The 12,445-nt window shown below is 47.8% G+C and carries 10 protein-coding genes; 1 reads left to right on the top strand and 9 read right to left on the bottom strand.

Annotation, left to right across the window (positions count from 1 at the left end):
• Positions 1-2 precede the first annotated feature (2 nt).
• Entirely contained in the window at positions 3-749 is a 747-nt protein-coding gene (locus F0220_RS09965; protein WP_017689448.1) for a DeoR/GlpR family DNA-binding transcription regulator, read from the bottom strand.
• A 190-nt stretch (positions 750-939) separates the two neighbouring features.
• Here F0220_RS09965 and F0220_RS09960 point away from each other — a divergent pair, with 190 nt between their 5' ends.
• Positions 940-1,623: a G1 family glutamic endopeptidase gene (locus tag F0220_RS09960; protein ID WP_105598087.1), complete on the top strand. Its 684-nt coding sequence runs from the start codon at positions 940-942 to the stop codon at positions 1,621-1,623.
• A gap of 147 nt (positions 1,624-1,770) precedes the next feature.
• Here F0220_RS09960 and F0220_RS09955 read toward each other — a convergent pair whose 3' ends face one another.
• The 8 genes from F0220_RS09955 to F0220_RS09920 form a co-directional block, all read right to left on the bottom strand.
• Complete coding sequence (locus F0220_RS09955; RefSeq protein WP_105598086.1) at positions 1,771-2,262, bottom strand: hypothetical protein; 492 nt, start codon at positions 2,260-2,262, stop codon at positions 1,771-1,773.
• Positions 2,263-2,396: 134 nt separating this feature from the next.
• Positions 2,397-3,827, bottom strand: a complete 1,431-nt coding sequence (locus tag F0220_RS09950) for an NAD(P)-binding domain-containing protein (protein ID WP_105598085.1) — start codon at positions 3,825-3,827, stop codon at positions 2,397-2,399.
• A 336-nt stretch (positions 3,828-4,163) separates the two neighbouring features.
• Complete coding sequence (locus F0220_RS09945) at positions 4,164-4,403, bottom strand: DUF896 domain-containing protein (RefSeq protein WP_091017611.1); 240 nt, start codon at positions 4,401-4,403, stop codon at positions 4,164-4,166.
• 111 nt (positions 4,404-4,514) lie between these two features.
• On the bottom strand, positions 4,515-8,468 hold the full coding sequence (locus F0220_RS33225; protein ID WP_308737340.1) for a beta strand repeat-containing protein: 3,954 nt from the start codon (positions 8,466-8,468) through the stop codon (positions 4,515-4,517).
• Positions 8,469-8,818: 350 nt separating this feature from the next.
• Positions 8,819-9,772: an NAD-dependent epimerase/dehydratase family protein gene (locus F0220_RS09935; RefSeq protein WP_105598453.1), complete on the bottom strand. Its 954-nt coding sequence runs from the start codon at positions 9,770-9,772 to the stop codon at positions 8,819-8,821.
• A 119-nt stretch (positions 9,773-9,891) separates the two neighbouring features.
• Positions 9,892-10,413 carry a TetR/AcrR family transcriptional regulator gene (locus tag F0220_RS09930; RefSeq protein ID WP_105598084.1) on the bottom strand — a complete coding sequence of 174 codons (522 nt, stop codon included), beginning with the start codon at positions 10,411-10,413 and terminating at the stop codon, positions 9,892-9,894.
• Between the two features lie 235 nt (positions 10,414-10,648).
• Positions 10,649-11,461, bottom strand: coding sequence for a hypothetical protein (locus tag F0220_RS09925; RefSeq protein WP_105598083.1), 813 nt, complete (start codon positions 11,459-11,461; stop codon positions 10,649-10,651).
• The gene (locus tag F0220_RS09920; RefSeq protein WP_105598082.1) at positions 11,462-12,442 is read right to left on the bottom strand and encodes an ABC transporter substrate-binding protein; all 981 of its coding nucleotides are present in this window, start codon (positions 12,440-12,442) and stop codon (positions 11,462-11,464) included. It lies immediately after the preceding gene.
• Positions 12,443-12,445: the final 3 nt, after the last annotated feature.

Raw genomic sequence — 12,445 nt, 5'->3', positions numbered from 1 at the left:
CGTTATCCCTCAATTATTTTAGTTTTCTGGGCGATTCCAGGCCGCCAATGTTCTGGCATCTGCTCAGTAATCAAATCGGCCTCCTCCAAATCAAACAATTTGGCAAAAGTAATTTCCCCTATTTTGCTGGAATCAGCCAGCACATAAGATTTTCCCGACAATTGATGTGCACGCCTTTTAATCAAGGCTTCCTCCGGATCCGGTGTTGTATACCCCATTTCGGGATCAACTCCGTTGCTTCCAAGAAAACATTTATCAAAACGGAAATTATCCATGTTCTGTAATGCGATACTGCCAATGACTGCTTTTGTATGAATTTTCATCATACCTCCGAGCAAATAACTGCGAATACGCTTGCTTACCAAAGCCTCAACATGTGAAAGTCCGTTGGTAACAACCGTTACGTCTTTAGCTTCAATAAAAGGAATCATGGCTAACGTTGTCGTTCCTGCATCCAGATAAATGCATTCGCCATTTTCGATCTCCTGTGCAGCCAAACGGGCAATCGTCGTTTTTTGTTGAATGTTTTTGAACGTTTTTTCTTCCATGCCCGGTTCCAGCGTTTTTTCATTCACCAGTGCGGCACCGCCGTGGATGCGTTTGAGCATCTGACGACTCTCCAGATCGATCAAGTCACGCCTAATCGTTGATTCAGAAGCACCCAACACATCAACAAGCTCTTGCAATTTCACAATTCCCTGTAAATGTAAGCGCTCTATAATTGCAGCATATCGTTCTTCAGTCAGCATCTTCATTCCTCCAACTGCTTCTATAGTATCATAATTCACTCAAAAAACAACCACTTTCATTCAAAATAATTTAAAAACATTCAAAAAAACCGCATCTTTCGACTTATTTTCTTGTCCGATTGTCCCTTTCCCTGACTCCTGAACGCGCATCTGATAATCTAGTCCCGATTTTATCGAAGGTGGTGACCTGATGACAGACCACCCACACAAACGTCGCAAACCTTGCGCCCTGCATCAGAAAAAGAAAGTTTCCTCTCCTCGTTTTGGATGGATCTCCTCCAATTGCAGCGGTTATGCTCGCACAGGAACACAGAACCAATACCGTCGCATTTCAGCGGAATGGACTGTCCCCTACGTTCTACCTAGTACCCGTAACACATATTCATCCGCATGGATTGGAATTGATGGTTTCGAGAACAGCAGTCTCATTCAGACCGGAACAGGTCACGACTGGTTTCAAGGCAAGCCCAGCTATTATGCCTGGTGGGAGATCCTTCCTGACGCAGAGATCATCATTCCACATCCCGTTTCCTCTGGTCATCGCATTCGGGCAGTCATCGCCAAACTAACACGCAAAACCTGGTGCATTACTCTCTCTAATCTAACGCTAGGCTGGACTTTCCGTACCATTCAGTATTATTCGGGTCCGCAGTCCTCTGCGGAGTGGATTGTTGAAGCCCCCACTGTAGGGAGCTCCATTGCCTCCATGGCGCGGCTTACCCCCGTAACCTTCAACATGTGCCGATTGAATGGACAGTCTCCTGCTTTTTGTCCCTCTCAAAAAGGGATTATGGTCCAAGGACGAGGTATCGTCTCAATCCCTGGCGCCCCTAATCGGTGCAAAGATGGATTTACAGTTCGTCGCAACACTTGAGTATTCAACGATTGAATGAAGTTATTTACTTCATGTTCTTGTAGTTGGTATTTCGCGGCCCTCGTATCTCCATCAAAAATCCTGCAGCCTCCAGCGCTAGATGCGTGGCGTTGCAGGATTTTGCTTTTCATGGGAAATGTATGGCGTTTATGACTCTACAACCATTTCATCTGGTTTTGGTTTAAGCCATTTGCCATCCTCATTAATAAAAGCCCCTTTGAAGCGGCCCATCTCCAATTGTTCAATAAGCCTCTCCTCATCCATGACCAGAATCTCAGCGAGCTGCCCCGAGGTGTAATAATGAGCGGGATTGTAATCGAGCAGCACAGGAACAGACGTATCATATAGTTCTTTGATCAGATTCTCAAAGGAATGCCGACCCAGGTTCTGCATATCTCTATAAAATTGCAAATGTTGGGACACAATATTACGGAAAGATTTATTCTCCAGATGCATCCATAACGTATTGCAGGCCTGAACACTCATATGATTTTGTTCCACATCGTAAAACTGAACTTCTTCAATCTTCATGTATTTCTCTTGAAATGCAACGATCTTAATCAAAGGTACATTTCGTTTACGTGACGCTTTCTTCAAATGGGCTCTAAATTGTTCATAGTTCATTTTTATTTCATTCATCTATTATCCCTGCCTTTAACATGTTCCAACCGACATTTTACAACAAATTAAAGGCAAGTGTAACCTTCATCATATGAAAAACAAAAAAACGTGCAGCATCAGATGCCACACGTTCGCAATATTATGGAGTGCAATTACTCAGCGAGGGCACCACTTTTCACCCATGTAGCCGTAAATTCCTGTTCTTCATACGCATAGAATTGCTGCAAAATAATCTCCCGATCATCGAGGAACAATTGATCCGCTATGGCAGTGACCAGTTTGGGCACCGCACTCTTGGTCCCCGATATTGCCGATGCCGACAGACCGCAGCTGGCAAGTGCAGAGTAATTAAATACAAACAGTCCGTGCAACGGTTTCTCACCTTGTTCACTCCTGCTAGTCATCGCAAACCCGGAACTCAGATACGGATGTGCGTCCAGCAATGCATTGCGATGCTCTGGCGGAGCCTGGTAACAGTCCTCCCAGCGCGCGATGTATGGCTCCACAAGCTTCAGTTCAGGACGGAGTGCCGGATCACTAAGCAAACCTGTGCTAATAATTAGAAAATCAAACGTAAATGCTCCCTTTGCCGTGTGAACAATCGCTCCTTGCTCTGTTGCTTCTACACTCAGCCAAGGCGAATTCAAATGCAACTCGAAACCAGGCCAGGCTGCCGCACGATTAAACGTATCATTGGTTGGGGGTTGATTGAATTTGAAGAAATGAGAGATCACTTCATATTTATCAGCAACCGGAAGAGCATGGTATCGCTCGATCATACCGGATTGTTCCATTTGACGAATGGGATTAATACTTGGCAGTTGTTCCCGCCGTACAAATACATGAGCCTCCGCCACACCGGTGGCAAGGGCATAACTGGCATTATCGAATGCAGAAGCACCGCCGCCAAGTACAGCAATTCTTTTACCTTTTAACCGATCAAAATCAATCGCTTCAGACGTATGGGCATACCGATCCCGAGGTAATCTATCGGCAATCATGGATGGCACATGCCACTCTCCACCACCTTGTATTCCCGTAGCAAACACGACTTTGCGAGCAAGTATAACATCCATCTGATTTCCTGCCTTGTTCACATGAAGTCGATGTATTCCGTTCTCCATAGGCTCAACCAGCGTCAATTTCACCTCATTAAGCACAGGCAGCTTCAATACTTCCCGATACCAGCGCAAATAATTCATCCAGTCTCCACGCGGGATCTTGTCTACCTCTTCCCAACCTTCGGGCCCAACCTGTGCTTCCCACCATGAGCGAAAGGTTAACGAGGGTATACCCAAATCGATGGAAGTCAGATGCTTGGGTGTGCGCAAAGTTACCATACGTGCATAAGTCTCCCAAGGTCCCTCAAGCCCTGATGCATTCTCGTCAATGACGACAATATTGGAGATCCGTTCACGAAGAAGTCCAAATGCCGCCCCTAATCCACTCTGGCCTCCACCCACAATGACGACATCATAAACACGACCATCTGCATGTTCTCTTGGACGTACCCAGTTCGCGCTACCAAATGACAAATAAGTCAGATCATTCTTCACACGTTCATTCAAAGCTTCCAGGCTCATGATTCATCAACCCTTTCGAGATACATATATGAACTATTCTTTCTTTGATTATTGGATGTGATATTGTTGTGAGTTATATTGAGGAGAATTGTGATTTCATCTTGTATTCCTAAAATATATTAGCGTTATTATATGAGTTATCAGAGATGATTTGAAGTTCGCGGCAGCTTTATTGTCACCAACACTAAAAATAACTGACATGCTTGTTAATTCGCACGAAATACCTAACGGATGGTACCTTCCTCTTTTGATGTGCTTCCTTTTAGACGGAAGATTTGCAGAATATAAAAAAAGACAGACCAAGATGTAATCTTGGTCTGTCTTATTAAAGGAATGCTATTGGCCGGCCTGTTCACGGCGCTGCATTTTTTCATTGGTTAATTTCTCGGGGGTCACATCATGACCAAGTGGGTCCACAACGGATACTGCCAACATGGTTGTCAGTACCTGACCTCGAATAGCCTGTAAATATTGTTTTCTAAGCTCTTGCTGCTCGCCTTTTTCTGCTTTCGTCAGTCCGACGCTGCTGCGTTGTTTTCGACTTAATTCATTAATGCGTCCCAAAATAGGAATCATGTAATCCACCTCACTTGTTAGTCCACTTTCCAAAAGATATTTCGAATATCTTCAAACTAACTTATTACAATTTTACGAATTTGTCCATAGGCTCCACCCGTTGAGAATTTTTTAGGTGATCTCATGCACAGACCACACAATGCCATTGGTGGAGCCACTGCCCAGGTTCAATGTAATCGTCAACCCGTTTGCAGCATAGAACAGTCCAATCACATCTCCCGCATTCAATGCCACCTCAACTGCCAATGTAACTGAACTGCTCCCCAAGACTGCCCGTATTGTAAGCAATGTAACAGCTAAATTCAAGATCGGCAACAAACCACTAACGAGTGTTGTAACCGTAGGTGAGGTTCTCTGGACAAGAAAGGCTGGGTTAACCCCAGCACCCAGGGATAGGGCAATCGCTGCAGTCGTTGCATAATTGATCGTGGCCACAATCGAGTATCTTCCTGTCACTGGCACCGTATAATTACCTGTCGTTGCGTTGAAGTTGGCGTTACCATAATAAGGACTCGTTGTCGTCCAGTTGGTTAACTGTGTGCTCGTTGCTGTAGAAAGTGTAGCCAAGAAGGCCGAGAACCCTTGTGTTGCAAAGTTGGGCCCTGTTGGCCCAGTGGCCCCCGTTTCCCCGGTTGCACCTGTAGCCCCTGTGATACCTGTTGCACCCGTAGTGCCAGTTGCTCCCGTTGCTCCTGTTGCACTCGTTACACCAGTAGCACCCGTAATTCCGTTAGCTCCAGTTGGTCCTGTCGGGCCTGTTGGACCTGTAATACCTGCTGTTCCAGTTATCCCCGTAGTACCTGCTGTTCCGGTTACTCCTGTAACTCCGGTTGCACCCGTGCTTCCTGTGGCCCCTGCAACTCCCGTTATTCCCGTGGTGCCCGTTGCACCTGTAGTGCCAGTTACTCCTGTTGCTCCTGTTGCACTCGTTACGCCGGTTGCCCCAGTGATTCCGTTAGCCCCTGTTGGTCCTGTCGGGCCAGTTGCTCCTGTAATACCTGCTGTTCCAGTTACTCCTGTAACTCCGGTTGCACCCGTGCTTCCTGTCGTTCCGGCTATGCCGGTGACCCCCGTTATTCCCGTGGTGCCCGTTACACCTGTAGTACCAGTTCCTCCCGTTGGTCCTGTTTCTCCAGTAGCCCCAGTGGCTCCCGTAATTCCAGTCGTGCCTGTAACTCCTGTAACTCCGGTCACACCCGTGTTTCCTGTCGTTCCGGCTATGCCGGTGACCCCCGTAGTTCCTGTGACACCTGTTGCTCCGGTAGACCCCGTGAATCCAGTTACACCTGTAAATCCAGTAATTCCTGTTTCGCCAGTTGCACCTGTTGGCCCTGTCACACCTGTCGTACCTGTGACCCCGGTTATCCCTGTCTCTCCTGTAATACCCGTGGCACCAGTTGCACCGGTTGAACCAGTCACACCCGTCGTACCCGTGATGCCGGTGCTACCTGTTTCTCCAGTAATTCCAGTTTCTCCAGTGGTTCCTGTCGCACCTGTAACTCCTGTAGTTCCCGTAACGCCAGTTATGCCTGTAGTTCCTGTTTCACCGGTAACTCCTGTGGTACCTGTTGGTCCTGTAACACCAGTTACCCCAGTCTCACCTGTGATACCTGTATTCCCTGTAACACCCGTTGCTCCTGTGATTCCCGTTACGCCAGTGGCACCCGTAAATCCAGTAATTCCTGTTTCGCCAGTTGCACCTGTTGGCCCTGTCACACCCGTCGTACCTGTGACTCCGGTTATCCCTGTCTCTCCTGTAATACCCGTGGCACCGGTTATGCCTGTCGTTCCCTGTTCACCAGTCGCGCCAGTGGCACCTGTTGCTCCCGTATTTCCAGTTCCCCCTGTGACTCCCGTAAATCCAGTAATTCCTGTTTCGCCAGTTGCACCTGTTGGCCCCGTCACACCCGTCGTACCTGTGACTCCGGTCGTGCCGGTAGCCCCGGTCGATCCCGATTCTCCAGTAGATCCAGTGAGTCCTGTAACACCAGTTGTACCTGTGACTCCGGTTACGCCGGTAACTCCTGTGGTACCTGTGACTCCCGTAAAACCCGTCTCTCCAGTGACACCGGTTATCCCTGTTGCTCCTGTTAGACCCGTCTCCCCTGTGATGCCCGTGGTTCCTGTTTCTCCAGTAAATCCAGTTACTCCGGTCGCACCAGTAGTACCGGTAAATCCTGTAGCACCTGTAACTCCGGTGAAACCTGTGGTACCGGTTATACCAGTAATTCCAGTCGGACCTGTGCCCCCAGTTAGACCCGTCTCTCCAGTGACGCCTGTGGCTCCGGTCACACCAGTTGTACCCGTAACGCCAGTTAAGCCAGTTGCACCGGTGACTCCCGTTAGACCCGTTTCCCCCGTTATACCGGTCATACCTGTTATGCCCGTAACTCCGGTAATCCCCGTGATCCCAGTAAGTCCAGTTGCACCTGTCATTCCTATGGTTCCTGAATCTCCCGTAAATCCAGTTACCCCAGTAGCACCAGTGGGACCCGTGACACCAGTTGGACCAATGTCCCCTGTTATGCCCGTTTCTCCAGTAGCACCCGTAATTCCAGTAAATCCAGTAATACCTGTCGTGCCGGTTGTTCCTGTTTCTCCAGTAGCCCCAGTGACACCCGTTACTCCTGCTACACCTGTAAATCCTGTCGTTCCGGTTGCACCAGTGATTCCGGTTACCCCAGTCCCTCCAATGGCTCCGGTTACACCCGTGAGACCAGTTAGACCTGTCGCTCCAGTCGTCCCGGTTGCGCCAGTAAGTCCTATTGCACCTGTTGGACCCGTCGTTCCTGTATCTCCAGTTGAGCCGGTAGGGCCTGTAATTCCTAAAGCACCAGTACTTCCCGTTGCTCCTGTGCTACCTGTTTCTCCAGTAATTCCTGTTTCACCAGTTATGCCAGTAATTCCAGATGCACCCGTCGGGCCCGTGATTCCTGTAGTTCCGGTTACACCTGTGATGCCCGTGGTTCCGGTAATGCCAGTTGAACCTGTAACACCAGTAATCCCAGTAACTCCTGTGAGTCCCGTCACACCAGTCGGACCGGTGACCCCAGTTAACCCCGTTTCTCCAGTGACACCTGTTACTCCAGCCGCACCCATAATACCAGTTGTACCCGTTATGCCTGTAGTCCCGGTGACGCCTGTAATTCCTGAAGCACCAGTACTTCCAGTAGCTCCCGTGGGTCCCGTGGCACCATCCGTACCTGCAACCCCGGTCACCCCCGTCTCTCCAGTGGCTCCGGTCGCCCCCATAATACCTGTCGTTCCAGTTACGCCAGTTACTCCTGTGGTACCCGTACTTCCCGATGCCCCAGCAGGACCAGTCGAACCGGTTGAGCCCGTAAAACCAGTTACTCCCGTCACACCTGTCGTACCTGTGATACCGCTGGTGCCTGTAACACCCGTTAGACCAATAGCTCCTCTGATACCGGTGCTTCCTGTGGCTCCAGTTATGCCAGTTACTCCCGTTTCACCCGTAACACCAGTTATACCGGTCAAACCTGTCGGTCCTATTGCGCCAGTTTCCCCTGTAGCACCTGTAGTTCCGGTAATGCCAGTTGAGCCGGTCAATCCGGTTAGTCCTGTTTCACCAGTTGGTCCAGTTAGTCCCATCACACCAATTCCAGTTGGACCAGTTGCTCCTGTAAATCCGGTGCTGCCCGTAAAGCCAGTTATACCAGTATTTCCTGTAGCACCGGTCACGCCTGTAATACCAAATCCAGTTATTCCAGTTTCGCCGGTTGTTCCTGTGATTCCAGTCGATCCGATGCCAGTTGCACCTGTAGCTCCGGTGCTTCCTGTAGATCCTGTTGCTCCCGCCTCACCCGTTGGACCGGTCTTACCTGTGCTTCCTGTAGATCCAGTCACACCTGTAATCCCCATTAGTCCGGTAGCTCCTGTTGCACCTGTTGTAGCTGTGGCTCCAGTGGCTCCAGTTATTCCGGTACTTCCCGTGGTTCCAGTTACTCTGGTCCGTCCTATTAAACTGGTTGCTCCCCATATGCCGGGATACCCAGGGTCTCCGGTTAACCCAGTAGCGCCTGTTGCTCCAGTGAATCCTCTCATTCCTTGATAACCCCGTGGGCCGCGAAGGAAAGGAATCCTGTGACTTTTCTTTTTTTTGCATTTATGTCTGCTTTTCTTACAAGACTTACTCTTCTTCTTTGGGATAGAGTGCTTTTTTGATTTTTTTGCTTTCCGTTTACCTGTACTGATTGAGGAAATTTTGTGTCTCCTTTTGGACATACCGCTCACAAGAGAATCCCCCCTCCTTGTACACCACATCAAATCCCCGCATTTTACAATAGTACACTCTATGCCCTGGACTAGCTTTGTGCGCCCCTATTAAATATACCTATAACACCTTAGCAGTTAGTGATCAATCAATTACTTTTCTCTAAAAAATATATTCCCCTCTACTCCCCCTGCAACTCCTTAATCGTCAACGCAATTCCTTCTTCAAAAGATGTTGCCACAACCGGGCCAATCCGTTCCTCATATTTCTGTCTACTCAAGATCAGGGGTTCCTCGGTCAGATATAACATTTCTACAATTTCTTTCATAACGGGTACACCTAGTCCAATCAACGACAACCCTATTTTTCCTAACGCCATCACAGGTTTGCTTCTTCCCGCAGCCTTCTGTGCCAATCGCACGATGTCATGACCCGAGATGATCCCCGATCCAGGAATGTTCCAATTCTGTCCATACGTCATCTCTCTGCTAGCCAGCTCCACCACCATGACTGCAGCATCCGGTAAATAGATGTACTCTCTGGGTACCTTCATATTTCCGATAAAAAAAGCCATCTTACTTTTTGCTATCGCTTCAAGGGTTGAACCCAGATAGGAAGCTTGATTAGCCGATGGGCCATAATAGTCTGGCAAGCGAACAATCATCACCTGAGCTCTGCTCCATCTTGTGCTGAATAACATCTGTTCATAGGCAAGTCGTGTCTTGCCTTTTCGGGTATGTGGCTGCTTCGGATGTTCTTCCGTTACCTCGCTCATTTGTCTTCTACCATAAGGGTAAATTCCGTCTATTACAACCACGTTAAGACCCAAGTGTTCTGCCGCCGCCATCACGGATTCGCCCAGCGGAATTAGCCTGCTTTCCATCTCGTTATACGGGACATTCGCACAATGAAACATGACATCCGTTTCTAGGGAAGCAGCGATAATATCATCCGACCGAAATGCATCTCCCACTGCGATTTGCAGGTGATCTGGAGATCCCAACTTTACCGCAAGTTGCTCCAGTTTTTGACGGGATCGCCCAAATGCAATTGTAAAAATACCCCGTCTAATCAATTCTTCCGTAATTGCTGCACCTGTTCCACCTGTGGCTCCGATCACAATAGCTCTTTTCATCATACATCGACCTCTTTCATCCATTTAGTTATTGATCAATTACTTACCTGAAAACAATATAAACCATATTTAGTGATTGATCAATAACTAAAATTCAAAAAGGGATTTTTCCTCCCTCTCTATCGCTCCTTCAGCTCCGGCATATCCAGTGCATTAGATACATTACACAACATCCCGATTGCCAGAAAAATCATGGTTCTTTTTAGCGGTTCAGCAATTCCTGCAACGGTGAAAGCTTCCAATACCATGCTTCGTACATCACTAATGCCTTTTTGCATGGCCTGACGAATGACTTCCTCCCGGATCGTTTGCGCCTGCATCTGAAGCAAGATTTCGCTCTTGTGCGATTCCAGAATCTTATCGTAGGCTTCAATTAGATCATGTTCCAACTGATCTGGCGTCGCCGTCTCAACCACAATTCGAAACGAATCAATCACCCGTGTCCATGAGACCTCAATTGCAGTTAATAATAAAGCTTCTTTTGTTTTGAAAAAACGAAATATATACGGCTGTGAGATCTGTGCCCGTTCAGCCACCTGAGCTGTAGTCGCACGATAATAGCCAATTTCCGCGAAGACGTCAATTGCTGCAGAGATAATATCATTTCGCCGGTTAACCGACGCTGCTGTATCTTTAGCCATGGTAATTCGTCCTCCAATAGTTAGTGATTAATTGATCAATAGCTTGTAGTATAACGAATACTATCCCTCAATGCAAAGGTATCGTGACCCTGTACAAAGCCAACAAACCCGCAGACGCTGGCTCAAGCCGCTGCAGGTTGTGTAGCTTGTTGATCCTAGATTCTACCCATTGGAAACCGAAGAGAACATGGATTGTCTGAAACAGATTCGTACCATACGGTACAAGAGTGTCTGTTCACTGCTGGAGAAGTTTGCTCAATCGGGAATCCGAATCCAGCTTCGGACAACTGTTGCAATAACCATGTGTATGACTGCCGTCTCCAACTTGATAAGCCAAACAACAATATCGACGTATCAAGAACGGCGGTCCTTGCCACTCGGGGTGATCAAAGCGATTCAGCTTCATGGCAAATGTAAATGCATTTTCATTTTGTTCGTCAAACCATAGGCTTTGATCTTCCTTGATCTGTTCAAGCCGCTGATCCGTCTTCCATATGCTCTGATCATTGATCATTCGTTCATACAATTGTTGCACATTATGGGCAACTAGAGACCACATTACCTTATCGCTCGCTCCTGTACTAACGGCTACTGCTCGCAGAACGGGTTCCAGATGTAACAGCATTCTCTTCTTGAGCAAGCCGCTCTCTGATCTGCGCTGAACAGGATCTCCACCCTCCAGAAAGGAGCTCTTCAACCGAGTCTCATATCGCATGCCACCTGCTCCATTCAATTCAAACCGCACATCATCGTCTGCAATGCTAAGTATCGTATCGTATAGACTGAATGCTGAGATTACGGACATAACAAATACGGAGTAACGCTTAGCAAAAAGTGTACCAACGGCCACACTTCCTTTGCCTCCCAGTTGAAGCCCTTGCTGCATAGCCTGTTCACGCAATATCAAGTTTCGTTTCTCTTCATTCAGCAGATCCTTCACACGGAAAGGATACTTGGAATCATCGCAGTCCACTCGGATCGTCGTCACAAAAAATTGCTGTAACGCTTCCGACATCTCTAAATAGTCATGTCTTGGATAACGTCTCATCTATTGAATCATCTCTTCAACTTCGTTGATAATCTCGCTTCGCCCAATCGCTCCCCAGCCCTTAAACAACCAGAACGAGTCTGTCGTATAGACCTGATCTGCACCAACAGCCGGTACTCCCTTCCAGAGTGAGCTTGCATTGATGTTGTTTAAATACTCATCGGCATTCGGGTCAATCTCCAGAATTACAAAATCAGCATCCACATCTGCTATTTTCTCCATGGATAAATCCTCACGTTGTTCGGCAGGTGTCACACTCGTTGGCACAAATCCAAGATCATCATATAAAAGTGTGTTGGTTGGATGCCCTTTTGCCGCGTATATTTGCAAGGTCTTCTCTCTTACACGCAGATAAGCCAACTTTTTTTGATCCAGTTGTTCGATCTTCGCTTTTAATTGCTTCGCTTGCTGCTCTACCTCGGCTATCTTTTCTTTTGCCAGATCCACTTTGTTGTACATCCCGGCAATGGTCAACAGATCCTGTGTCCAATAGGTTGTATCATCAGCATAATCCAGCCATTCAGTACCAAGTACAATCGTCGGAGCGATTTTCTCCAACTGATCATACATACTCTCCGCAGTTCGACTCTCAATAACGATGACATCCGGATCAATCTGAAGGATAGCCTCCAGGTTAGGACTATCTGCCGACCCTACCGTTGGAACGCCGGCAAGCTGATCTGCAAGGTAAGGCAAATAATCTCCTCCGTAACGAACTTCTACATTAACGCCTGCTGGTTTCTCACCAATCGTCAACATGTGATCGATGTAAGCAGCAGATAATACCACCATACGCTCTATCTTTTGCGGTACAACCGCTGTTCCTTTAAGATGCTCAATCGTTTGCGTACCACTCTCTTCCACAGGTGTATCCTGTTGCGGAGGCGTTGCTTCCGTTACTTCTGATGCCTTGCTACATGCCGTCAGAACGAGCACAAGCAGGGCCAACAGTATCATCGTTGCTGCTCTCTGTCTTACCATTTG

The organism is Paenibacillus sp. 37, assembly GCF_008386395.1.
GTDB classification, from domain to species: Bacteria; Bacillota; Bacilli; order Paenibacillales; family Paenibacillaceae; genus Paenibacillus; species Paenibacillus amylolyticus_B.
The sequence above is the reverse complement of the archived record's forward strand: the minus strand, read 5'-3'. Positions and strand labels throughout refer to the sequence as shown.

Bases quoted from the DNA above. Each gene is read 5' to 3' on its own strand.
- F0220_RS09965 (WP_017689448.1), bottom strand. From the start codon at position 749: ATGCTGACTGAAGAACGATATGCTGCAATTATAGAGCGCTTACATTTA.
- F0220_RS09960 (WP_105598087.1), top strand. From the start codon at position 940: ATGACAGACCACCCACACAAACGTCGCAAACCTTGCGCCCTGCATCAG.
- F0220_RS09955 (WP_105598086.1), bottom strand. From the start codon at position 2,262: ATGAATGAAATAAAAATGAACTATGAACAATTTAGAGCCCATTTGAAG.
- F0220_RS09950 (WP_105598085.1), bottom strand. From the start codon at position 3,827: ATGAGCCTGGAAGCTTTGAATGAACGTGTGAAGAATGATCTGACTTAT.
- F0220_RS09945 (WP_091017611.1), bottom strand. From the start codon at position 4,403: ATGATTCCTATTTTGGGACGCATTAATGAATTAAGTCGAAAACAACGC.
- F0220_RS33225 (WP_308737340.1), bottom strand. From the start codon at position 8,468: ATGAGAGGATTCACTGGAGCAACAGGCGCTACTGGGTTAACCGGAGAC.
- F0220_RS09935 (WP_105598453.1), bottom strand. From the start codon at position 9,772: ATGAAAAGAGCTATTGTGATCGGAGCCACAGGTGGAACAGGTGCAGCA.
- F0220_RS09930 (WP_105598084.1), bottom strand. From the start codon at position 10,413: ATGGCTAAAGATACAGCAGCGTCGGTTAACCGGCGAAATGATATTATC.
- F0220_RS09925 (WP_105598083.1), bottom strand. From the start codon at position 11,461: ATGAGACGTTATCCAAGACATGACTATTTAGAGATGTCGGAAGCGTTA.
- F0220_RS09920 (WP_105598082.1), bottom strand. From the start codon at position 12,442: ATGGTAAGACAGAGAGCAGCAACGATGATACTGTTGGCCCTGCTTGTG.